Here is a 23,612-nt window from a genome sequence, read left to right on the forward strand (position 1 = left end):
CGGCTTTAACCGTCAACCGGGCTACACTTCCCCCGCGCCCCTTTCCTCTTGAGAGATAGCCACCGTCAACTAACTGCTTTTGCGCTTTCCAGTAGCTCCTCCCTAACTTCGACCTGCGCTGCAGAGTTCGGTTACCGATGAATACGCCTTCCGGAGGCACCAGGGCGAGCAACTTCTTGGCTTTCTTTGACAGCTTGACTGGCCGCCGCCGTTTCGCCTGGATATTCGCAGCACGTATTTTGTCGGTTATTTCCTTCGGTAGGCGGACGCTAGACATTCTGAACACCCCGAATGACGAACATTCCGGCCCTTTGTGTCGATGAGTGCTTAGACCATTGGATGTTGCTGGCCCTGCGCTTCACAAAGCTGAGATAAGTGTCCGCTTCTTCTTTGTTAAACGTAGTGGCATCTTCTTCCCTGTTGGCGAGGAGCAGGACTTGCGTGGTCTTTCCCGTCTCAAGATCGAAAAGAATGTTGGCAGCAACCCAAAGTATGTTTGTCATTTGCCCGGATTTTAGCCCGTTTCTGGATTGGCTGAAAGCTATTCGTGTAGGCGAGCGGGGGCGGTGCGGTTGGGTGAGCAGGGAGCCGAGCCAAGCAAGGTTTCGGGCTTAGAGGTTTCGCGTTTCGCGGAACCCGCACAGCGGCCCGCTACTCCGCCAGCTTCATCAATGCGAACCGTACCGCGGCGGTAGCGAACAGCGCCCACAAGAAGTAGGCCCATTCTCTTTCCAGCGCGGTGGGGGTAGCTGCGATCTTCCTCATCTCGAACCTCGCAAGACCTCGGCTGACGTCCATTCAACCAAGGGGCGAAGCGATGAGGAACTGGCAAGACTGCCAGAGGCCGGCGACCCGAACCTTCTACGGCGGCAGGCCGATGCCGCGCATCATCTCGAGGTAACGCGGATCGGAGCGCAGAGGATCAAGCAAGGGATTGCGGATCTCGTATGCGAGTTCGCTGTCGTGATTGGCCACGGCTTTCTGCAGCCACGCGATGGCCTGGTCGCGGTCGCCGCCGACGGCATAACTGAGGGCCCACCAGGTTTCCGGGGTGTGACCGGCTTTCCCCAACTGCCGCAACACCTCCCGCTGTAGTTCGGCAAAGCCCTGGGCGTTGCGGGCGGACAGGGGCGTCTGCTCGGGCTTATCGATGATGCCGGCTGTCGCGTTCCGGTATTCTTTGGTCGCCTGCTCCCACTCACCTCGGGCGGCGTACAAGTAGGCAAACTTGCGGCGCGCCACACGGAAATTCGGGTCGAGTTCAGTGCTCTTGCGGAACTGCTTGAGAGCCTCGTCGTCGCGGTGGGCCACGTACAGCACATAACCATAGTTGACGTTCAGGATAGGAGACAGCGGGTCCAAAAGCAGGGCGCTGCGCAGCTCGTTCACGGCGGCTTCGATGCGGCCCATCGCCATCAGGTACTGGAAACCGTAGAAGTAATGGAGGTGGGCATCGTTGGGGGCCAGCTCCAGAGCTCGTTTGAACTCGTGCTCCCCCTCCACCCATTTGTAATCGTTGATAAGCGCGGCCGCCAGCGCGCCGTGCGCGTCCGCCAGCAGGGGATCGAGTTCGACTGCCTTGCGGGCCGCCGCCAAGGCCAGAACATTGGCCTGTCGCGATTCCGTCCCGACATAGGGCGGGGAGATGGTGTAGGCATTGCCCAAGCCGGCATACGCAAGCGCATAGGTCGGGTCAGCAGCGATGGCCTGCTTGTACAGATCGATGCACGCCAGAATGTTTTCCTTGCCGCGCAGATTAAAGTGGTATCGGCCCCTCAGGTATAGCTGGTACGCCTCGGAATTCGCGGTGGTGGAGCGCGCGATCTGCTTCTGCTGTTCGCCGCTGAGCTTGGAGCGCAGCCGGGCGGCCACGTCGCGCGTGATCTCTTCCTGGAGTGTGGAGACGTCCGCCGTCTTGCGCGTGTACTGCGCCCCCCAGATCTCGGTGCCGTCGGCCACGTTGACCAGGTCGGTGGAGATGTTAAGGGCGTCTCCGCGACGTGTGATGCGCCCGGTGAGCACCGCGTCCACCTTGAGCGTCTGCCCGACTTTGACGGGGTCGTCTTCCTTGCCCTTGAAGCGGAAGACGGTGCTGCGCGCCATCACCTTCATGTTGGGCAACTGGGAGAGGGTGCCGATCAAATCTTCGGTCAAGCCGTCGCTGAGGAACTCATTGTTGGCATCAGAGGTGGCGTTGACGAAGGGCAGCACCGCCACGGAGCCGATGCTCTTCGCCGACAATCCCCGCCACAGGAACCCGCCCACCACCGCGGCGACCACCACAATGGCAGCGAGCGCGCCTATCCAGATCTTGGCGGAACTCTTGGCCGCCATCGCGGCCGTGCCACTGGCGGGTGAGGGGGGCTTGCTGAGGTCGGGCGCCGTCTCATCGACGGGCACGGCAGCGCTGCCGCCCGAATCGAGCTCCCGCTTCAGGCGCTTCAGGTCGGCGCGGATCTCGGATGCGTGCTGGTAGCGCAGCTCGCGGTCTTTCTCCAAGGCCTTGTTGATGATGCGCTCCAGTTCGGGCGGCACTTCCGGATTCAAGCGCACCGGCGAGACCGGGGTGCGGTTGAGGATGGCTTCGAAGATCACGCCCGAGCTTTCGCCGCGGAAAGGAAGGGTGCCGGTGGCCATCTCGTACAGCACCACGCCGAAGGAGAACAGGTCGGTGCGGGCGTCCAGTTCCCGGCCGCGCACCTGTTCGGGAGACATGTACCCGACGGTGCCGAGCGCCACCCCGGGACTGGTGAGGTGCTCTTCGGCAATCGCGACCGAGGCGGTGGCGGCGGTCTGTGCCGCTGCTGGTACCGGAGTCGAGGCTTTCTTCTGGGGGGCGACTTTGGCCAATCCGAAATCGAGGACCTTGGCGTGGCCCCGGGTGGTGACGAAGATGTTGGCCGGCTTGACGTCGCGATGCACGATGCCGCGGGCATGGGCGGCGTCGAGCGCGTCGGCGACCTCGATGCCGATGCTCAGTACCTGACCGAGCTCCAAGGCCCTGCCGGTGACCAAGTGCTTGAGTGTCTGCCCTTCCAGCATCTCCATGGCGATGAAGGGCTCGCCGCCGGAATCGTCGACCTCGTAGATGGTGCAGATGTTGGGGTGGTTCAGCGAGGAGGCGGCGAAGGCTTCGCGGCGGAAACGCTCCAGCGAGGCCACGTCGCTGACCATTTCCTGGGGCAGGAACTTGAGGGCAACGTGGCGCGGCAGCTTGAGGTCCTCAGCGTCGAAAACCACACCCATGCCGCCGCCGCCGAGCTTGGCCACGATGCGATAGTGGGAAACCGTCCGGCCGATCACGAGTCCAGCGATGGTATGTCGTTCCGCACCCGGGCGCAAGCCGGATGGCGCGCTGGGTTCAGCGCTGGGCTGAAAACGGTCGTGGGCAGAGCGGGTCGCAAGTCGTGGGCCGCAAGTCGCAGGTCGTGAGTCGCAGGTCGTGGGCTGGTGGTTGGGCGTTGGTCGCTAGCGGGAAACCTCGCCGTCACGCGCTGCGCTTGGCGGGCAGCGGGAACTCGATGACCTTGCCGGCGTGTTCCGGGGATATCCATTTCTGGGGCCGCTTGAATGACGGCGGCACGTAGATCTCGATGACTTTCGCCATAACCTCCTCACATCCTGCGCCGCTTCCTGCACGACGCAAGGTCCCTCGGTCGTCCCTGCGGGACTCCTCGGGATGACAAACAAAAGGGGGCCCGACTGGACCCCGGCCTAAAAGGCCGGGGCTTCCACCGAAGAGCAGGCGCGCGGGTGCGCGCCTTGCTCGTGATCATCCACTCAGCGCACCACGATGACCGGGCGACGGACGAAGAGGTTGCCCCGCTCGTCGCGGTAGTAGTAGTGCTGACGTCCGCGATAGGTGTAGGTGCGGCAGCCGTACTTCTTGGCCTGGCCCGGAGGGAGTCCACAGTTGCCCCAGCCGGTCTTCTTGCCGCGGCTCCAGCCCGGGGGCCGGTCGTCGCGGTCGCGGAAGACGCGATACTCGTATCCGTCGCGGCGCTCCCAGCGGTCGTCGTCGCGGTCGTGGTCCCGCCCGCCCTTGCGATCGTCGTCGTCGAAGCGGTGGTTGACATGCTTCGCCTTGGCCTTGCCGTTATCGGCCAGGGCGGGGGTGGCCAAGGCCAGGGCCATCAGGGCGAATAGGGTGAGCCATCGTGTGCTCATGTGTGCTCTCCTGCGGGTATCCGGAGCACGCGGCGTGCCGCAGGTAAGCCATTCCTGTTCAATGAGTTGTCTGATTTCGGTCGCCCCAGCGACCGGGTAATTCTTACACGCTCGGGGTGCTCGGGCGGCAAGCTCGGTGTCAGCGCTTGCTGCGGGCGATGAGCTCCAGCATCTCCTTGTCGGCGCCGGCGTCGAGCAGGCGGAGTTCGGCCGCCTTGGTGAGCGCGAAGTCCACGCCGTACTCGGCGATCAGGGCCTTGAGCCGGGCCTTGGGAAGGTCGTAGCGCAGCGCTTCCTCGATCTCGGCTTCGCGCAGCGGCTTGGGCGGCGCCACCTCCGCCTGGAGCGCGACCGGGTTGTCGCCGGCGACCACCGTGACCGCCTGGGTCAGCTCCTTGAAGCCGGACATCTTCATTCTCAGGGTGTGGGCGCCGGCGGGGACTCCGGCGATGGTCAGCCTGCCCTCCGCGTTGCTTTCGCCCCAGTACTCGTCGTCGAGGAAGACCGTCGCCCCGGCGGGCGTCGTAGTCAGAACGAGCCGGCCGAATACCTTTGGCGGCGGCGCGGGCGCGGAGGGACGTTCACGCCGGGCACGCTCGGCTTCCGCGCTGCGTTGTAGGCGGCCCTGGAGTTCCGGATCCAGGAGCGCGGAGATGAGCTGGGACGCCAGGTTGCGGACCACCTCCTGCACGGCGGCATCGCAGCGGGCCGGCTGCGTGTCCTTGGTGTACGAGACCACGTACTCGGACGAAAGCGGGATGTCCTTGACCGGTTCGCGGGCGGCGTTGAAGACCGAGACCGTGGCCTGCGCCTCGGCGGTCATGGCGCCGCGCCCGTAAAAGCGCGCCACCGCCTGCTCGACCACGAGGTAGGCGTCGAGGCCGGGGGTCTCCTGGCTGGGCGGGAAGGACGAGAGCAGTTCGACCCCGGCGAAAGCCGCGCGCAGCTGCTCCTCGAGTTCCTGCTTCAGGCGGGCGCCGAACCTGCTTTCCCAGGCACCGCCTTCGTACCGCGGACCGTACAAGGCGACCGAATCGGGGACGTGCAAGCCGACCCGCAATGGAGACGCGGGCGGCGACGCGGCGCTCGGCGGCGCCAGCAGCGCGACGATTCCCAGGAGACCGACAAAGAGGCGCATGTCGCGGCGGATAAGTGCTGATATTGTGCTCTCCGGGGCAGTGGCATGGCAATCGTGGGAGGCGTATTAGCGGCAATACGAACAGTGGCTGCGCAAGGTGGGATGGCGATGAAGGGCGCGCGGGACGAGCGCCCTCGGCTGTACCATGCAGGAATTACAATTACCTGCCGTTGATGGGACGAAGGACATCCTCGCTCTCTTCCCGCCGCCTCCTGCTGGCCGCTGCTTTGTTTCTGGCCGTTCTCCCCGGACAGGCGCAGCAGGAGCCGAAGGGCATCCAGGACAACAGCTTCCTGATCGAGGAGGCCTACAACCAGGAGAAGGGCGTCATCCAGCACATCAGCGGCTTCAGCCGGCTGTGGCCGAGCCGCGACTGGGGCTACAGCTTCACCGAAGAATGGCCGGTGCCCGGCCATGAGAAGCACCAACTGAGCGCCACCATCAACCTGGTGAGCCCGGGCGACTCCAGCACCGGCATGGGCGATTGCTTCTTCAACTACCGCTATCAGCTGGTGGGGAACGGCGAGGCGCGGGTGGCGGTGGCGCCGCGGCTGAGCCTGCTGCTGCCCACGGGGTCGGCCAGCCAGGGACGCGGCTTCGGGGGCCCCGGGCTGCAGATCAGCCTGCCCGCCAGCGTGGTGGTGGTGGACCGCCACCTGGTGACGCACTGGAACGCGGGCGCGACTTTTGTCCCGTCGGCGCGGGGCGCGGGCACGGACCGGGCGGCGGTCATCGGCTACAACCTGGGGCAGAGCGTCGTCTGGCTGGCGCATCCGCGCTTCAACGTGCTGCTGGAGACGGTGTGGAACGCGTCGCAGGCGGTGGCCGGCCCGGACACGACCGTCGCGGTGCGTTCCCTGCTGCTGAATCCCGGCATGCGCTGGGCCTACAACTTCAAGAACGGACTGCAGATCGTCCCCGGCGTCGGCGTGCCGATCGGGGTGGGGCCGAGCGCGGGGGAGAAAGGCATCTTCCTGTATCTGAGCTTCGAGCACCCGCTGGGCGCGGCGCGCTAATGGTGGGCGCGGGTCAAAGACCCGCCTCCACGCCAGGTCACCTCCGCGGTGCACAGAGGTACAGGGAGGGATGTCCGAGGGAACGACGCGGACCCGGAACGATGGGGATTTGAGGGCAGGGTCCGGCGTCGTACAATGGAGACCAGCGCGGACTCCTATGGCAACCAAGCCATCCATCGAGCAGTGGCACGTCGCGCGCAGGCATCCGCGCGTGCCCATCACGACCCCGGTCGAGATCCACGCTCGCTATACCCAGGGAGCGCCCATCGTCGGCAACATCGAGAACGTGAGCCTGGGCGGGATGCTGGCCAGTTGCCGCGAGCCCTTCGACCACAGCACCGAAGTGGCCATGCTCTTCAGCCTGCCCAACGGGCATGCCATCCGGGCCTTCGGGCGGGTGGCGTTCGCGGTGCCGGGCAAGAAGTACGGCATCCAGTTCACCGACCTGGACGGCGAATCGCGGCAGGAGCTGGAGCGCTTCACCCAGAAGGCGCTGGGCTACAACCGGCGCAGCGGGCGCATCCCCTATCGGGTGCACTTGAAGGTGCGTCCGTCGGTGGATGCGGGCGAAGAACCGGCCATGACCGTGCTGGCCAGCCGCAACGGGGGCCTGCTGGTCTGCCGCACTCCGTTCGCCGTGGGACAGGAGTTCTACCTGCGCTGGCCGGAGCACGACATCGAGGCGAAGGCGCGGGTGGTCTTCCAACAGGTGTGGCAGGCCGACCAGCTGGCGGAACTCGGCTTCGAGTTCGTGGATGAGCAGCCATTCTGGGACATCGACTTCCCGGAAGAGAGCAAGCGCGCTTACTGATCCCCCGACGCTCAGGGCTTAGCGACGCAGGCCGCCCAACAGCCGGCGGAAGAACTCCACCGCCTCGGGGTCGCGATGCAGAGGCCCGATGACGTACTTGCCGAAGGCCGCACCGCCCACCGCGTAGTAGCCGACGGCACAGCCTCCGATCGCGACGTAACCCACCGCCAGGCCTCCGGTCGCCATGTAACCGAGCGCCAAGCCGCCAAACGCCAGGACGCCGATCCCCAGGCCGCCGAATGCGAGCAGGCCCAGGGCCAGCCCGCCGAGAGCGACCACCCCGTAGGAAAGGCCGCCCAGGGCGATGACGCCGGTGGCGATGTCGCCGATGGCGATGATGCCGCGCGCGTGCCCGCGGAGCTCATTGCTCGCCGGGTCGGGGCCGAGCGCGATCGCGACCAGCGGGTACTCGAGGATGGTGGCGGAGGAAGTCCAGCGCACGCCCATGGCAGCGCCTCCTAAGTACGAAGTATGAGCCGGCAGTGAACGCCACGTCAGTGACCAGCAAGGAACGAGGGCTGAGGGCTCGCGGAGCTGCACCATGCGCGCTGCACGTTACCGAAAGGTCACTGTGGACGGCGGTGGAAGGAATGTGGAAGCCCACCGCGGGAATCCCGGAACGGCGCAAGGGCCGCACCGAACGGTATCGCGAGGACGTTTAAGAAAAGTCTGCGCGAAGATCGCTGTTGTCGTACGAAACACTTTACAGGCGGCGAAAGGCTGCGTAGTATCACCCCCGCTCTACGCGATTCCGTAACCCAAAAAAATCCATCGACGAGGAAGAACTCGACGCCGCCTGGGCGCGAAGATCTTCTCGGAGCGTTCATGAAGGCGAAGAGGACGATTCTCTGCATCGACGACAACGAACAGTGCCTTTCCATCCGCAAAGTCATGCTGGAGACCCGCGGCTACCGGGTGATCGCCTGCAGTAACGGCGCCGACGCCCTGGAAGCCTTCCAGCGGGGCGGCGTGGACCTGGTGCTGAGCGACCTGATCATGCCCGGCCTGGACGGCACCGCCCTGATCGAGCACGTCAAGGCCATCTCGCCCCAGACCCCGGCCATCCTGTTCTCCGGCACCGTCAAAGTGTACGAGCGCGACACCCGCGCCGACGTCTTCCTGCCCAAGGGGATGTATGCCGCTACCGAGTTGCTGGAGCGCATCCGGTTGCTGCTGGTGCGCAAGCGCGGCCCCAAGCGCGCGAACCCGCTGCCGGCGCAGCCCGCAGCGGCCGCGCCCCGATCCTTCGTGGCGGCATCGTAAGGATTGGTGATTTCAGATTTGTGATTGGTGATTGGTGAGTAGGCGCGATTCGTCGCGCCTTTTCTTATTCAAATCGCAAATCACAAATTACAAATCACAAATCCCTCATGTACACTCGCAGATTCGCATGGCGGCCATCATCCAGACCGAAAACGTGACCAAGGTGTACCGGGTGGGCAAGGTGGACGTGCCCGCCTTGCGCGGGGTGTCGCTGGCGGTGGAGCGAGGGCAGTTCATCGCCATCGTGGGGCCGTCGGGCAGCGGCAAGAGCACCCTGTTCTACATCCTGGGGGGGCTGACCCGCGCCTCCAGCGGGCGGGTGGTGGTGGATGGCGAGGACTTCGTACAGATGTCGGACGCGCAGCGCACCGCCATGCGCAAGCGCAAGATCGGCTTCGTCTTCCAGAGATTCAACCTGCTGCCCACCCTGGACGCGATGGGCAACATCGAGATCGCGCACGACATCGCCGGTGGCGAGCTCGACCGCGCGCACCTGGAGCGCATCACCGGACTGCTGGGGATCGGCGACCGGCTGCGCCACCGCCCGTCGGAGCTCTCCGGGGGCGAGCAGCAGCGGGTGGCGCTGGCGCGGGCCCTGATCAACCGCCCGGCCATCGTGCTGGCCGACGAGCCCACCGGCAACCTCGATTCGGAGAACTCCGCCATCGTGCTCAAGATGTTGCGCCAGTCCAACCGCGAGCTGGGCCAGACCGTGCTCATGATCACCCACAACCCCGAGGCCGCGGCCTACGGCGACGTGATCGTGCACATGCGCGACGGCCATATCGTGCCGCCGGAGCAGGACCCGCAATGGAGCCCGCACCAGCCGGTTTGATATAATCGGGCTTTCAAGCGGGAGTAACTCAGCGGTAGAGTGCGACCTTGCCAAGGTCGAAGTCGCGGGTTCAAATCCCGTCTCCCGCTCCAGGATTCCGAGCCCTCGCCGCGCGCGGGGGCTTGCTGTCTGGGGCCGACGAGCGCTAACGTAAAGCTGTCCTGGTTGATCAGGGCGCGGTAGCCAAGTCGAGCCGGTTTGCGGGCGTGAGCGATTCGACCCTGAGCGAAACGAAGGGGAGGGGAGCGGGAGCCCGCAGGCGAGATGCTGAGCGCAGCGAAGCATCTGCTCGGTTCTTTCAAAACAGGGGCGCGGTAGCCAAGTGGTAAGGCAGAGGTCTGCAAAACCTTTATTCGGCGGTTCGATTCCGCCCCGCGCCTCCAACCTTCCTTTTCAGAATCATTGGATTAGCGCTCCTTTCGGTTTTGCCGTCCCCACCAACTTGGGAACACTTGGGAACAAAACGCGGTCCAGGTCCTCGACTGCGCGTCGGTGAGTCTCTGGAATGGCGTGAGTGTAAACGTTGAGCGTGGTCTTGATTGCTGCGTGCCCAAGTTGCTTCTGTGCGATCTTGACGGGTACGCCCAGATCCGCGCGGACATGTGGCTGGTCGCGCTTATTGAGAGATGGTGTGGGGCAAGGGATCTCAAACGCCGGCAGGCGTTGATGGCAGCGAATGGTCTCCCCGGAGCGCTGCCCGATTGCTCTAGACTGTTCTCATCCCCTGGGAGGCTTGCTATGAGTACTGCGCCTGCCGCTGCAGCGACGTTGTTCAAGGCGCCAGAGGTCATCTATCAGGAGGCCTACGAAGGGCGCCAGTTCGACGCGGTGTACTTCGCGATGATGGTCTTTGCTTGTCTCATCGCGCTGATGGGCCTCCTCCTGAACAGCCCCGCCGTGATCATCGGCGCGATGCTCATCTCGCCCCTCATGGGCCCCATCCTTGCGTGCGGTCTGGCGCTCACGACGGCGGAGTGGTCCCTGGGGAAGAAGGCGACCCGCAATCTGGTGCTGAGTGTCGGAGAGGTCGTTGTGATCGCAGTCGTCGCGACCCACCTCTCGCCGTTGCGGGAGACGACTCCGGAGATCCTCGCGCGGACGAATCCGAATCTCATGGACCTGCTGATCGCGTTCTTCTCGGGCCTAGCGGGAACGGTTGCCCTCGCCTCCCGGAAGACCGCGTTCACCATCCTGCCCGGGGTCGCCATCGCCACCGCCGTCATGCCTCCGCTGGCCACGGTGGGTTATGGCATCGGGACGCGGCAATGGACGGTCGCCAGTGGAGCATTCATGCTGTTCTTCACCAACTTCACCGCCATCGTCCTCAGCGCCAGCCTGGTCTTTCTGCTGATCGGGTTTCGACCCGAGGTCGAACGCTTCGGGGAGAGACACCTGCTGTTGGTCCGCTGGCGCATCGCCATCGCAGCCGCCCTCCTCCTCGTCATCTCCATACCGCTCATGCGGACCCTTTTGCATGCTTCCGAACAGGCTAGGATCCGCGGCCAAGTGCGAGATGTCCTGCGAAGCGCCATTCATCCCCCGGCCGAGCGCCAGCTGGATTCGCTCAGCGTCGAGTTGCGCAACGGCAAAGTGCACGTGACTGCCGCCGTCCAGACCGCGCAATTCATTGAGCCCGCCGAGATTGAGCGGCTGCGCACGGCCATTGAGCACAGGATCCAGTCCCCGGTCGACTTCCAGGTCCAGCAGCTGCAACTGGCGCGCAGACCCGCCAGCACGGAACAGGTGATCCACGATTTTCTGGCGGCCGGCTTGGTCCGGCCTGCGACCATCGCCAAGCCGCCGTCTCCCGCGGCCGAGATCGAGAGCGCGCAGCAGCGATTGGAGAAGTCGCTGCGGTCGCTGGTGGGGGCGGCCGGAGTGACCGCGCAGATCCAATCGGTGGGGAAGGCGTCCGACGGCTCTGTGGAGGTCAACGCCTCGGCCCAGGCGCCCCAGGTCACTCCCGTGGACATGTGGATGGTCGCGGCCGCCGGGCTGGGCAAGGAGGTCACCGCGCCGGTACGGATGAACGTGACCGTGAGCGTGACCGGAGGGACGCTCGTAGTCGTCTACCACGCCAAGGAGGTGCGACCCTCGAGTGCGCTCTTCCGCCGGGTCCGCGCGTTCAGCGCCGCGCTTCCCAAGGACATGAGCGTGGCCTTCGTACCGTCCACCGGCGTCGATCAGGCCCTGGCCGCAAGGCGCGTCGCCGTGTTGCACTCCGAAATCCCACGCGCAGGGGTTGACGTGGACCTGCGCCCTCCGGTAGGCGACAACGCCCTCGCCATAGTGCCCGTGCAGAGAATCAAGGTCGAGCCCCGGAGCGAGGCGGAAGGCAGCAGCCCTCCAGCCACTCCAGCGAGCGGTCACGACTGATCGGTAATGCTTAACGTGCAAATCGAACCCCGCCGGATCTTCCTCCCAGGTTTCCAAACCTAAGGGCACATAGGAGTGTCGATTCTCCTTGAAATCCATATAAGTATATGATAATATTACAATTAGTGAAGAATAGCATCGAGCTCGGTGCGGTTATCATGTTGCTCTTGAGCGTGATAGCCATCTTCGTCTCTCCCGCGGTGGATCTCGAACCGACTGCCTTGAGAGCCCTGCAGTTGGCGAACGCACTGTTCGCCATTCTGGCTTTAGCTGGGACCATCCTTACGGGCCTTTTCAGTCGCGTGGTTTCGTCCTTCCCCAGGGTCATCGAACCGGTTTGTGCTTTGCTCCCCGCGCCAGAACTCGTCGACCTGAATTGCACGCGTCTTTGCTAGCAAGTCTCCCTTCCGCTGTCGTTGCCTAGAGTGAAGTCGAACCTTTCGCTTTAGCAGCCATGCCTTTCAACGGCTTTGGTTCTGAGCCCATGCACTGGATGGAGGACTCATGCCGCACCTTGAAGCACTAGATGTCTTCGAAACGACTCCCCACGAGGTCTCCGACTTCTTTGCGAGAGTCGCGCACGCCCCTTCTCGCGTACTTCTCTTGGACTACGATGGCACGCTGGCGCCATTCTCCGTAGATCGCCACCGCGCTGCTCCTTATCCTGCGATTCCGGCTCTGCTCGATCGGATCCGGAACTCTACGAATACTCGTCTCGTGGTAGTCACGGGTCGTCGCGCCTATGAGGCTGCGGTCCTCCTGGGCCTACGGAACATCGAGGTCTGGGGATGCCACGGTCTGTCCCGCCTTCACTCCGACGGCACGTACGAGCTGCCGTACTTGGATGAGGCTGCTGTGGGCCAGATCTCGGAGGCTAACAGAATGCTCCGCCAGCAGGGACTCTTTGACCTGCTGGAGTTCAAGCCTGGAGCGACTGCCATCCATTGGCGGGGCATGGATTCAGCCGCGACCCAAGTGGCCCAAGGTGTGGAAAAGGTGTGGTCGAGGCTGCGCAGCCACAAGGGGCTCCAGCTACTCAAGTTTGACGGCGGCATGGAGATCCGCGTCGCCGGTAGAAACAAGAGTGATGTGGTGCGTACGGTATTGGCAGAGATGGGAAGCAATTCGGCCGCCGCATACCTGGGCGACGACCACACCGACGAAGACGCCTTTGAGGCATTGCGCGGACACGGACTGAGCGTACTGGTGCGCCATGAATATCGTCCGACCATTGCCGATGCATGGATTCAGCCTCCCGATGGAGTCATCGCCTTCCTCGCCGACTGGGCCGACGCCTGCGGAGGTGCGTCATGACAATGAACAACGAGCGCATGGTAGTTGTTTCCAATCGTTTGCCCGTCGTAATCAATCGGACCCCGGACGGAGTCACAGTCGAGCCCGCCTCCGGGGGCTTGGTTACAGCGCTGCGACCCCTGCTCAACGATTGTGCCGGCGTCTGGATCGGCTGGACCGGCACGGACGCCTCGCCAGAGATCGATGGCGTTCTGGAAGCGCATTCCCAGCACAGCAACTTCGCGCTGAAGCCGGTCTTCATGACTCCCGAGGAGCGGTCCCGTTTCTACTGTGGCTTCTCCAATGAGGTCTTGTGGCCTTTGTTTCACGACCTGCAATCGCGGTGCAACTTCGATCCCTCGTATTGGGACACCTATCTCACTGTGAACTACCGATTCGCGGAAACAGCAGCCCGGGAAGCGCAGCCAGGCGATTTGGTCTGGGTGCATGACTATCACTTGATGTCTGTCGCCCTCGGCCTTCGCCGACTCGGAATCCAGGAACGACTCGCTTACTTCCATCACATTCCCTTCCCCGGCCCAGACATCTTCGAGAAGCTGCCTTGGAGGGAGGAGATCCTGACCGCACTCCTCGACTTTGATGTGGTCGGATTCCAAACCCTGCGCGACCGGAGGAACTTCGCCGATTGCCTTCGCCAGTTCGTCAAAGCAGCCGAGATCAGAGGCCACGGCGACCATCTGATCGTCGAGGAGCCAGGCCGCAATACGTTGGTCGGGGCATTCCCGATCAGCATTGACTTCGAGGAATTTGCGCACGGCGCTTCGGACAATGCCGTCTCCGCGAGGGCTGCCGGGATCGTTCGTAGTGTGGGTGATAGCCACATCATCCTGGGGGTGGATCGACTCGACTACACGAAGGGCATTCCGGAGCGCCTCGCGGCATTTCGCCATTTGCTCAAGGAGCATACCGAACTGCACAGGAAGATCACTCTAGTCCAGGTTGTAGTGCCAAGCCGGGAGGAGATTCCCAAGTACAGCGAGTTGAAGGCATTGATCGAGCGGTGGGTAAGCGAGATCAACGGCCACTTCAGCGAGCCGGGCTGGGTGCCCGTCCACTACATCCACCGGCACATCGATCGCGCCGAGTTGCTGGCCTACTACCGCGCGGCGGACGTCGCTCTCGTCACTCCATTGAAAGACGGGATGAATCTGGTCTCCAAGGAGTATTGCGCGGCTCGCGTGAATAACGATGGGGTACTCATCCTCAGCGAGTTCGCGGGCGCCGCGTTCCAGCTCCATCGGGGCGCCCTTCTGGTGAATCCCTATCACACACGCGCGGTAGCCGAGGCGATCCGCCGGGCCTGCGAAATGCCTCTACCGGAACAGAAGAAGCGGATGCGCAAATCGAGAGCCCTCATCCGCCGGAGAGACATCTATTGGTGGCGCGATGCGTTCTGCAGCTGCCGCGACCAGGCGTGGGTGGCCGAGCGGGCATCGATACCCGCCGCCGTTCCCTCGGCTGCCACGGGCGGGCCCTTTTCAGCAGGGATGGCCAGGCGCGGAACAGACCGGCTTCGCGGCCAAGGAGTTCGAGCATGAAAACCCTGGAACAAATGGTCCTCAGCCGTGGACCTCGATTGTCGTCCGTCTCCTCGATCGAAGACTATGAGTCCATCATCGGGTCGGAGGCTGTCGAGCGCATTTGCCGCAAGGCGGAACCCCTTCGCGACTTGCACGTCGTCAACGTCAATTCCACGTATTACGGCGGTGGGGTCGCGCAGATCCTGTCCTCGCTGACACTGCTCATGAACAGCCTGGGGATCAAGACCGGCTGGCGTGTGCTGCAGGGCGCCCCTGGATTCTTCTCCGTCACCAAGAAGATGCACAACGCGTTACAGGGGACGGATGTCAGCTTTTCCGAGGAAGAAAAGCGGATCTATGAAGATGTCGTCTACGAGAATGCGTATCGTACCCACTTGGACAATCACGATATCGTGATCGTCCATGATCCCCAACCCCTCCCTATGATCCGGCATTACCGCAAGAAGGGACCCTGGATCTGGCGATGCCACATCGACCTTTCCGCCCCTCACCGGGAGTCGTGGGAATATCTGTCCAGCTTCGTGGAGATGTACGACGCAGTGATCTTCAGCATAAAGGAGTACACGCAGAAGCTTCGCGTTCCTCAGGTGTTCTTCACTCCCGCAATCGATCCCTTCGCCGCCCAGAATCGAGAGATGACCGAGGACGAGATCGATAACCGCCTGGAACAATACAAGATCCCGACCGACCTGCCTCTCGTCGTTCAGGTGTCTCGCTTCGACCGCTGGAAAGACCCCCAGGGAGTGATTGAAGCCTTTCGGATCGCCAGGAAAAAGGTCGACTCCACGTTGGTCCTGGTGGGCAACGTCGCGACCGACGACCCAGAAGGAGACACGATCTTTGAGTCTCTCTTGAACTGCAGGGAAGAGCGCGTTGTGATCCTGAGCTGTCAGGACGCAGTGTTGGTCAACGCTTTGCAGCGTCGTGCGGCCGTGGTACTGCAGAAGTCGCTGCGAGAGGGTTTTGGGCTCACTGTGGCCGAAGCCATGTGGAAGGGCACGCCTGTGATCGGCGGCAACGTGGGCGGGATCCGTTGCCAGATCCAGGACGGGGTCAACGGGTTCTTGGTTTCGTCAGCGCAGGAGGCGGCAGATCGGATCGTCCAGGTGCTGACGGATCACACATTGCACCAGAAGCTCGGCCACAAGGCCAAGGAGACCGTGCGTCAACACTTTCTTCTCAGTGGGTCCGTGGAGCACTACCTCGACCTCTTCGCCTCGTTCGAGACGATCTATCGCCTTAACTATCGTGGGTACGCCTGAAGAAGTACAGGCGAGCCGCGAGTGGCTGATTGGAGGTTTCGCTACCCTTGGACAATGCACAGGGCTCTTTCCCCCGGACAGGAACGAGACGCAGGTATCCCGCATCTAGCTACCGGAGAAAGAGCAATCAGTTCCAGGCGCTGTTTTCGCCCTGCCGGCTCGCTCACGCCCGCTAGGCGCCTCAAATTCCGCCCCGCGCCTCCAGTCTCCCTTGCTCGATCAGAACCAAGAGAAAGGGCACGCGCCCGAAAGGCCCGTGCCCAACACCTTACTCTTATGGCTCGCTCCGCGGAGGCCTAGTGCGACGGCCGCTTGCGCAGCGAGTTCGCGAGACCCAAAAGTCCGGCGCCAACCAGCAGCATGGTACCGGGCTCCGGTACCGTCTCGTACTCGTCGCTATAGATGTGATAGACCGCGTATTCGGTGTATGGGAACGTCTCCGGGATGACCAGCCCCGAGTTGTCGCCCATGAAATCCCCCGGCAGGGCGAAGCCGTCCGCGATCATCAGGGTGATATCGCCCGGCCCGTAGATGAAGTCGGGGATCATGGCTTCTGAATACAGGATCACCACATAGCCCCCGAGTTCCGGAACGTTCGCGAACCGGACCAGATCGCTCCACATCGGATCGTTGGGATCGATCGCGCCATGAACCGAAGTCGGGCAGGTGTATCCCGGCTCGCACAGCAGGATGTCCCCCAACGCCATGAAGGGGAGGCCCGGTGTGACGCTGATCTCGTTCGGGTTCTCGTAAACGTTGATGAAGTCGTCTGCAGAGGCCGGCATGGCGAGCATCAGCAGCGCCAGCACTGCGAAAGCTAACCCGGCGTATCTGAGCTTCATGAGACCTCCTCCTTCCTGACGCGTTGGCCCTTCCCGATGGGGATGCCATCGCGACAACCAACACGTCCCCGCTCACAATGTGCGCACGTTGGTTGCCAACCTGGCGGTTCGCCAAGCGCAGACCGCTCAGCATCATCAAGATTTGGTTGGAGCGGGAATCTGTGCAATCACCTGCACAGGAAGGACAGACCGTTACCACTCCAGATTTGGGACAAGCACTCCCTACCCTTGGGATCACTCGATGCCAGAAGCAGCGATGCTCTCTTCAGGCCACGTCCTGAATCTCGGCCGGAAACCGCGTGCCGGCGCGGGCTTTCTCCAGCATGGCTTCGACCAGCCGCTCTTTCTTGCGCAGCAGGTCTTTGAAATCGTGACTGGTGGAACGGCTGATCTCGCGCAGGAAAGTATCGCGACGTTCCTGCAGGATCTCGATCAGGAGTTCCCGTTCCTCGTTGGTGAGCGTCACTTCCATGGTGACCTCCTGGAAGGGGGCGTGCCGCCCGACCTGTTGCTCAGGCTAATCGGTTCTTGGCTGTTAAGCAGTGATTTCGTGCACAGGCCGGGGTGACCGCGCAGAAGACTCGTCATCCCTTGATGACGGCGACGGGCTCCAGCCGCGCCACCTTCTTGCCGATGCCAGCCGCCTGGACCACCTCGACCACCCGGCTCACGTCCTTGTAGGCAAGTGGCGCCTCCTCGGCGAAGTCGGCCATGGAGCCGGCGCGCACCACGATGCCCCGCCCGGCAAGCTCCTCGCGCAATCGTTCCCCGCGCACCAGCTTCCTGGACTTGGAGCGGCTCAGCAGCCTGCCGGCGCCGTGGCAAGTCGAGGCGAAGGTCTGCTGCATGGAGCCGGCGGTGCCGAGCAGCACGTACGACTCGGTTCCCATCGAACCGGGGATGAGCACCGGCTGGCCGAGGTCGCGCAGCTCCTCGGGCAGACCGGGCGCGCCCGGCCCGAAGGCGCGCGTGGCGCCCTTGCGATGGACACAGACGCGCATGCGATGTCCTTCGACGTCGTGCTCCTCCACCTTGGCCATGTTGTGGGCGATGTCGTAGATCTGGTGGAGGTCGAAATCCGGCACCTGGCCGGCCAGCACCTCCTCGAAAGAGTTGCGGATGTGGTGGGTCAGGACCTGGCGGTTGGCGAAGGCGAAGTTGGCGGCGCAGGCCATGGCGCTGAGATACTCCTGGCCTTCGGGCGAATCGAAGGGGGCGCAGACCAGCTCACGGTCGGGCAATTCGATGCCGTAACGGCGGACCACCGGCTGGAAGTCGCGCACGTAGTCTTCGCACACCTGGTGTCCGAAGCCGCGCGATCCGCAATGGATCTGCACCACCACCTGGTCGGGGAGAAGCCCCAGTCGCTCCGCGGCGGGGCCGTCGTAGATGGCGGCGACGCGATCCACCTCGATGAAATGGTTGCCGGCGCCCAGGGTCCCGATCTGGTTGCGTCCCCGTTCGCGGGCGCGTGGCGAGACTGCGGCGGGGTCGGCGCCCCGGATGGTCCCGGACTCCTCGGTGCGGGCGAGATCCTCCGCCCGCGCCATCCCACGCTCGAGCGCCCAGCGGGCGCCGCCGGTCATCACCCGCTCGAGTTCCTGGTCATTCAGCCTCAGATGGCCGTGAACGCCCACGCCGCTGGGGCAATTGTGGTAGAGAGCCGAGGCCAGCTCCTTCAGGAACGGCCGGACTTCTTCATAGAGGGCCGCGGAAGCGAGCAGGCGGACGCCGCAATTGATGTCGTATCCCACGCCTCCGGGCGAGATGACGCCGTCGGAAAGCCGCGTGGCCACCACTCCCCCGATAGGGAATCCATAACCCTGGTGGATGTCGGGCATGGCGATGGCGTACTTGACGACGCCCGGCAAGGTCGCGGAATTGATCAACTGCTCGACCGACTTGTCGGCCAGGGCGGTCGCCAGCAGCTCATCGTCGGCGTAGATGCGGGCCGGCGCCCGCATGTCCTCACGATAGGAGCGCGGGACCTCCCAGACATTCTCGGCGATGCGCGTGAAGTCTGACTTTGCGACCATGCGCCCCTCAAACATCGACGACGAAGACCGCTTCCCACCCATCCGCCGACCGCTCGACCTTTAATCCGTGGAAGGTCACGGCCTTGATGACGCGCCGGGCGCCGGCGCAGGGCGCGCCATAGATGGTAGCGCGCAGCCCCTGGGCGTAGAGCCCGTGGATCTCGAACCGCGTGTAGGTCTCGCCATGCGCTTCCTGGAGGTAGAGGAGTTCGTTGAGCCAGTTGACCAGCATGGTCTCAAGGTCCGCGCCGGAGACTTCGAGCGTGCGGGTGATCGATGGGGCAGCCCCGCCCACAGCCGCTCCGAGGGAGAACAGTCCCTGAGCGGCGCGCACAAACAGTTCCGGGAGAGTGGGGGCGCGTACCACAAACGCCCGGTCCGCGGTGTGCTCCAGCTCGCGGAATGGCGGCTCGCTTCCCACCGATGGCGCTCCCATGCCAGGGCCTGACTGTACCCCGTAACTGTACTCCTGACTGGCGCACACGGGCCATCTTGCGCAATGGAGGGAATAGAGGGGCCGTGCCGGGGGGAACCGCAAGAGGCGAGTCGCCGCGGAGGTCCCGCGGTGTACGCGCCGCACACTGAGCAGTGACGCCAGTCACACCGCAGTGTGCGCGCGTGACGGTACTCTCCCCTTGGCATGACCCCGGCCGCCCACCCACCGCTGCCCCTGCTCCAGAACCTGCCCCGTCCTCAGAGCGCGGCGGAGGAGCAGGAGCTGGTCGCCCGCTTCGTGGCGGGCATCAGGAGGATCTTCGAGGGCGCCGGGGACCCTGCGACCAAGGCCCGCCTGCTGCGCGCCATGCAGCATCCGGTGGACTGCCGGAGCTGTGCTGCGGCCTGCCATGTCTTCCAGGGCAGCGGGCGCGACGAACTCTCGCGCCCGGGGCTGCGGGGCAGCATCCTGCGCCGCCTGTACCACAAGCATGTGCAGGGCGGGGGCCGGTTTTCGACCTGGTGGCACGGGAACGTAGAGCTGGATTGGGCCCGGATTGAGCGCCTGGCGCAGATGGCCTACAGCTGCAACCTTTGCGGGCGCTGCGCCCAGAGCTGCTCTGGCGCCGACCATGCCCTGATCGCCCGCCAGTTGCGCGCCGTCTTCCGCGAGATGGGGATCGCGCCCATCGAACCGCGCAGCGCCGACCTGACCTGGCTGAAGGAACATGTGAAGGCCATCGACGAGCACACCAGCCGGCGCGCGGGCCTCGAGGTGCGCACCCCGTGGGACGCCGAAGGCGCCGACGTCCTGCTGCTGCAGCCCGCCTCCAGCATCGCCGAGTGGCCGGAGAACGTGGGCGCCACCGCCCTGCTGCTGACCTGCGCCGGCATCAAGTGGACGATGTCGTCGGAGCTGGCCGGCGGCGACCTCGCCGACACCTTCGAGCACGAGGGCGCTCAGCTCCTGGAGGACGGACGGCGCGCCGCCCGCGTCGCCCGCGGCCTGAAGGCGAAAAAGATCGTGGCCGGAGAGTCGTGCGAGACGTACCGTGCGCTCTGTCCTAACGATCAGGAGACCACTCACGCCGAACCCCAAGTCATGCGCGCAACCGTGGTGACGCTGATCCGCGACCTGGTGCGCAGCGGCCGGCTGGAGTTCGATCCCATCCGCAATGATTTCCCGGTCACGCTGCACGATCCCTGCAGCCTGGTGCGGCACGGAGTGGTGGAGCCGCAACGCGAGGCGCTGCGCCGGCTGTGCCCGCAGTTCCGCGAGATGGACCCCTGGGGGGAGCGAAACTACTGCTGCGGCGGCGGAGGCGGGCTGGCCCGCATCGCGCCCGCCCACGACTGGCGGGCCGAGGTCTCGGGACGAACGAAGATGGAGCAGGTGCTGGACGCTTTCTCCGAGTGCCTAGACGCCGACACGCGGAAGTATCTTTGCGCGCCCTGCGCCGACTGCAAGACACAGCTGCGCGACCTGCTGGACGAGCATGCTCCCTGGGAGCAGAACCGGATCCTGTGCGGCGGGCTGGCGGAGCTGGCCGCCAACGCGCTGGCGACGGTGCGGCGCGGGTTCCTGAATTGGGAAACCGCTGAATGATTTCTGTTTGTGAGCAGTTCACACACGGGCTTAGCATCGATGAGCCCGCGCACTTATGAGGTCAACGAACGGATGCGCAAGGTCTCATTCTTAGATTCGCTTCATATCATCGGCCGTGGCTCGCGGAACTGGCCGGCCGGACGCCCCATCGTGGTTTCCTTCGAGGTCACCGATTCCTGCACCTGCTTCTGCAAGCACTGCGACCACGGCGGCCCCAAGGATGAGTCGCGCCAGCTCCGGCCCGCCGACTACCGCGCCTACATGGAGGTCCTGCGGCCCTGCGTGGTGCAGGTGTCGGGCGGCGAGCCGTTGCTGCGCAAGGACGTGGTGGAGGTCGTGCGCGCCATCAAGAACGGTTCGGGCGTGCCCTACACCATCCTGGTCTCCAACTGGTCGGAGATGACCGAGGAGAAGTACCTGGCGCTGCATGACGCGGGTATCGACCAGTTCTCCGTCAGCCTGGACTTCGCCGACGAGCGGCACGACGAGTTCCGGCAATATCTCGGACTCTACAGCCATCTGTGCGACATCGTGCCCCGGCTGGCGCGCCACGGCTTCGACGACATCGTGCTGAATTGCTGCATCACCAGCGAGAACGTGGGCGAGATCGGGCGGCTGGCCGACAAGGCGCGGGAGTGGGGCGTGAACCTCTGCTACAGCTCGTATTCCGCCAAGCGCACCGGCTGCCGCGATTATTCGCTCACCACCCCCGAGCAACTGGCCACGCTGAACCGGGAGCTGGACGCAGTGGAGGCCCGCCGCGACCCCAGCAACTGGATCGTGAACTCGCCCTCGACCCTGGCGTCCACGCGGCGCTTCTTCGAGCAGGGCGGGATGCCGGGCTGCAAGGCCGGTCACCGCTTCCTGGTAGTGACCAGGGACGGCTGGCTCCAGCCCTGCTCCATGGTCTTCAATCGCTATAGCCTGGAGGAATACCGACGCATGGCAGCGGAGTTCACGCCGGTCAACGATTGCGACGAGTGCTACGTCTCCATCCGCTCCTATCTGGACAAGACGTTCCCCCAGTTGCTTTGGGAGAACGTCAGCGGGTTCTTCTCGGTGAAGGCGCAGTAAACACTCCCGGTAGAGACGCCCGTGAGGGCGTCTCCTGAGACGGCCTGACAGCCGTCTCTACCGAAGCTCTGCTCTTACCCCAGAGTCGGCATCTTGAATTCCGGACCGCGCTTGCTGCCGCCGGGCCAGCGCGAGGTCAGCGCCTTATAGCGGGTATAGAAGCGCACGCCTTCCGGGCCGTGGATGTGGTGGTCTCCGAAGATGGACTGCTTCCAGCCCCCAAAGCTGTGGAAGGCCATGGGCACGGGGATGGGAACGTTGATCCCCACCATGCCGGCCTGGATGCGGGCGCCGAACTCCCGCGCTGCGCCGCCATCAGCGGTGAAGACAGCGACCCCGTTGCCGTAGGTGTGGGCATTGGTCAGGTCCACCGCCGAGGCCAAGTCAGGCACGCGCACGATGCCCAGCACCGGCCCGAAGATCTCCTCCTGGTAGATCCGCATCTTGGGCGTGACATGGTCGAAGACACAGCCGCCGAGGAAGAAGCCCTGGCTGCCAGGGACGCGGAGGTCGCGGCCGTCCACCACCAGCTTGGCGCCTTCGCGGACGCCAACTTCGATGTAGTCGCTGACTCTCTTATGGTGCTCGCGGGTGACCAGCGGGCCCATCTCGACCTCGGGCTGCATGCCGGGGCCGATCTTCAGCGCCCGCACCCGGGGAATGAGCTTCTCGAGGAGCGGCTCGGCGACATCGCCGACCGCCACCGCGATGGAGATGGCCATGCAGCGCTCGCCCGCCGAGCCGTAGGCCGAGCCCATCAGCGCGTTGACCGCGTCGTTGAGGTCGGCGTCGGGCATGACCACCAGGTGGTTCTTGGCCCCGCCCAGCGCCTGCACGCGCTTGAAGCGCGAGGTCGCTCCCTGGTACACCGCCTTGGCCACCGGCGTCGAGCCGACAAAGCTGACGGCCTGGATATCGGGATGCGCCAGGATGGCCTCGACCGCCTCGCGCGCCCCCTGCACCACCGAAAACACGCCCTCCGGCAGCCCGGCTTCGGCGAACAGCTCCGCCATCCTCACCGACGGCGATGGGTCCTTCTCCGAGGGCTTGAGCACGAAGCAGTTGCCGCAGGCGATGGCCACCGGCGCCATCCACAGCGGCACCATCACCGGGAAGTTGAAGGGCGTGATGCCGGCCACGACCCCCAGCGGCTGGCGTACCGACCAGGCGTCCACCCCACTGGCCACCTGTTCGGTGTACTCGCCCTTGAGCAAGTGCGGGATGCCACAGGCGAACTCGACCACTTCCATGCCGCGGACGACTTCGCCCTCGGCGTCGGCCAGGGTCTTGCCGTGCTCGGCGGTGATGAGCGCGGCGAGCTCCTTCCGGTCGCGCTCCAGCAGCTCCCGGAAGCGGAACATGACGCGGGCGCGGCGCAGTGGCGAGGTCGCGGCCCAGGCCGGAAACGCGCGCACCCCTGCTTCGACCGCGCGTCCGACGGCCTGCGCGTCGCCCATGGGGATGCGGGCGGTGACTTCGCCCAGCGCCGGATTGTAGATGTCGCCGTAATGGGCAGCCTCGGTCTCGGCCCGGCCGCCGATGTAGTGTCCGATCAGCTTCGCGGTCTGGACTTGCGTCGCCATATCGCTTGCTCCGTGGTGACAGGGTGCGGAGATTTTCCTCCCCCTCCGGCGCGATTGCAAATCCGGAATCGCTGCCGCGTTCGAGGGGCAGTCGCCCTGATTCGGCGAGAATCGGCGCTCGGCCGGTGCTACAACCCCGTAGTCTGGAACTTCAGCGTGGCCATTGCCAGGCGGTAATCGTAGCCGGCCTGGGTGTCGGCGATGACCGCCTGGGTCTGCTGCAACTGCGCCTGGCTGAGTTCGACGATGGAGCCGAGGCCGAGGTTGTAGCGGGTCTGTGCCAGCTCCAGCGCCAGGTTCGCCTGGGCGAGCA

General features: G+C 64.4%; 21 protein-coding genes and 2 tRNA genes. 12 read left to right on the forward strand and 11 right to left on the reverse strand.

Annotated features, from left to right (window positions below; translation table 11 throughout):
- From VMS96_14720 to VMS96_14735, 4 genes are all read right to left on the reverse strand, one after another.
- Positions 1-277, reverse strand: a 277-nt coding sequence (locus VMS96_14720; GenBank protein ID HVP44682.1) for a hypothetical protein, incomplete at its 3' end; no start/stop codon positions are given.
- Between the two features lie 584 nt (positions 278-861).
- Positions 862-3,303, reverse strand: a complete 2,442-nt coding sequence (locus VMS96_14725; GenBank protein HVP44683.1) for a protein kinase — start codon at positions 3,301-3,303, stop codon at positions 862-864.
- A 477-nt stretch (positions 3,304-3,780) separates the two neighbouring features.
- On the reverse strand, positions 3,781-4,167 hold the full coding sequence (locus tag VMS96_14730; GenBank protein HVP44684.1) for a hypothetical protein: 387 nt from the start codon (positions 4,165-4,167) through the stop codon (positions 3,781-3,783).
- A gap of 139 nt (positions 4,168-4,306) precedes the next feature.
- Positions 4,307-5,305, reverse strand: coding sequence for a PEGA domain-containing protein (locus VMS96_14735; protein HVP44685.1), 999 nt, complete (start codon positions 5,303-5,305; stop codon positions 4,307-4,309).
- A gap of 173 nt (positions 5,306-5,478) precedes the next feature.
- On the opposite strand from VMS96_14735, the gene VMS96_14740 reads away from it, so the two are divergent.
- Positions 5,479-6,321 (forward strand): hypothetical protein, encoded by an 843-nt coding sequence (locus tag VMS96_14740; GenBank protein HVP44686.1) that lies wholly within the window; start codon positions 5,479-5,481, stop codon positions 6,319-6,321.
- Between the two features lie 157 nt (positions 6,322-6,478).
- On the forward strand, positions 6,479-7,132 hold the full coding sequence (locus VMS96_14745; protein ID HVP44687.1) for a PilZ domain-containing protein: 654 nt from the start codon (positions 6,479-6,481) through the stop codon (positions 7,130-7,132).
- An 18-nt stretch (positions 7,133-7,150) separates the two neighbouring features.
- Here the strand turns inward: VMS96_14745 and VMS96_14750 are convergent, their stop codons facing one another.
- Complete coding sequence (locus VMS96_14750; protein HVP44688.1) at positions 7,151-7,579, reverse strand: hypothetical protein; 429 nt, start codon at positions 7,577-7,579, stop codon at positions 7,151-7,153.
- A 378-nt stretch (positions 7,580-7,957) separates the two neighbouring features.
- On the opposite strand from VMS96_14750, the gene VMS96_14755 reads away from it, so the two are divergent.
- The 8 genes from VMS96_14755 (at position 7,958) to VMS96_14790 (ending at position 15,723) form a co-directional block, all read left to right on the forward strand.
- Positions 7,958-8,395, forward strand: coding sequence for a response regulator (locus VMS96_14755; GenBank protein HVP44689.1), 438 nt, complete (start codon positions 7,958-7,960; stop codon positions 8,393-8,395).
- A 127-nt stretch (positions 8,396-8,522) separates the two neighbouring features.
- Positions 8,523-9,230: an ABC transporter ATP-binding protein gene (locus tag VMS96_14760; GenBank protein ID HVP44690.1), complete on the forward strand. Its 708-nt coding sequence runs from the start codon at positions 8,523-8,525 to the stop codon at positions 9,228-9,230.
- Between the two features lie 17 nt (positions 9,231-9,247).
- Positions 9,248-9,322 (forward strand) — tRNA-Gly (locus tag VMS96_14765).
- Between the two features lie 216 nt (positions 9,323-9,538).
- A tRNA-Cys gene (locus tag VMS96_14770) sits at positions 9,539-9,613 on the forward strand.
- 355 nt (positions 9,614-9,968) lie between these two features.
- Positions 9,969-11,606: a TIGR00341 family protein gene (locus tag VMS96_14775; protein ID HVP44691.1), complete on the forward strand. Its 1,638-nt coding sequence runs from the start codon at positions 9,969-9,971 to the stop codon at positions 11,604-11,606.
- A gap of 504 nt (positions 11,607-12,110) precedes the next feature.
- Positions 12,111-12,920, forward strand: coding sequence for a trehalose-phosphatase (gene otsB, locus VMS96_14780; protein HVP44692.1), 810 nt, complete (start codon positions 12,111-12,113; stop codon positions 12,918-12,920).
- The gene (locus VMS96_14785; GenBank protein ID HVP44693.1) at positions 12,917-14,458 is read left to right on the forward strand and encodes a trehalose-6-phosphate synthase; all 1,542 of its coding nucleotides are present in this window, start codon (positions 12,917-12,919) and stop codon (positions 14,456-14,458) included. Before otsB ends, VMS96_14785 begins: the two co-directional genes overlap by 4 nt.
- Entirely contained in the window at positions 14,455-15,723 is a 1,269-nt protein-coding gene (locus VMS96_14790; protein HVP44694.1) for a glycosyltransferase, read from the forward strand. The genes VMS96_14785 and VMS96_14790 overlap by 4 nt, the downstream gene beginning before the upstream one ends.
- Before the next feature lie 296 nt (positions 15,724-16,019).
- Here the strand turns inward: VMS96_14790 and VMS96_14795 are convergent, their stop codons facing one another.
- From VMS96_14795 to VMS96_14810, 4 genes are all read right to left on the reverse strand, one after another.
- A complete protein-coding gene (locus VMS96_14795) occupies positions 16,020-16,565 on the reverse strand; it encodes a PEP-CTERM sorting domain-containing protein (GenBank protein ID HVP44695.1) in 546 nt (181 codons plus the stop codon).
- Between the two features lie 265 nt (positions 16,566-16,830).
- Positions 16,831-17,037, reverse strand: coding sequence for a hypothetical protein (locus VMS96_14800; protein ID HVP44696.1), 207 nt, complete (start codon positions 17,035-17,037; stop codon positions 16,831-16,833).
- A 112-nt stretch (positions 17,038-17,149) separates the two neighbouring features.
- A complete protein-coding gene (locus VMS96_14805) occupies positions 17,150-18,601 on the reverse strand; it encodes an RtcB family protein (GenBank protein ID HVP44697.1) in 1,452 nt (483 codons plus the stop codon).
- A 7-nt stretch (positions 18,602-18,608) separates the two neighbouring features.
- Positions 18,609-19,037 (reverse strand): archease, encoded by a 429-nt coding sequence (locus VMS96_14810; protein HVP44698.1) that lies wholly within the window; start codon positions 19,035-19,037, stop codon positions 18,609-18,611.
- Between the two features lie 204 nt (positions 19,038-19,241).
- Here VMS96_14810 and VMS96_14815 point away from each other — a divergent pair, with 204 nt between their 5' ends.
- Together VMS96_14815 and VMS96_14820 are read left to right on the forward strand one after the other, a co-directional pair.
- Positions 19,242-20,642, forward strand: a complete 1,401-nt coding sequence (locus VMS96_14815) for a (Fe-S)-binding protein (GenBank protein ID HVP44699.1) — start codon at positions 19,242-19,244, stop codon at positions 20,640-20,642.
- A gap of 39 nt (positions 20,643-20,681) precedes the next feature.
- On the forward strand, positions 20,682-21,716 hold the full coding sequence (locus VMS96_14820; protein HVP44700.1) for a radical SAM protein: 1,035 nt from the start codon (positions 20,682-20,684) through the stop codon (positions 21,714-21,716).
- 74 nt (positions 21,717-21,790) lie between these two features.
- Here the strand turns inward: VMS96_14820 and VMS96_14825 are convergent, their stop codons facing one another.
- Positions 21,791-23,299, reverse strand: coding sequence for a CoA-acylating methylmalonate-semialdehyde dehydrogenase (locus VMS96_14825; protein HVP44701.1), 1,509 nt, complete (start codon positions 23,297-23,299; stop codon positions 21,791-21,793).
- 128 nt (positions 23,300-23,427) lie between these two features.
- On the reverse strand, positions 23,428-23,612 hold a 185-nt coding region (locus VMS96_14830; protein HVP44702.1), incomplete at its 5' end, for a TolC family protein.

This window comes from Terriglobales bacterium, from assembly GCA_035543055.1.
Classification (GTDB): domain Bacteria; phylum Acidobacteriota; class Terriglobia; order Terriglobales; family Acidobacteriaceae; genus JAIQFD01.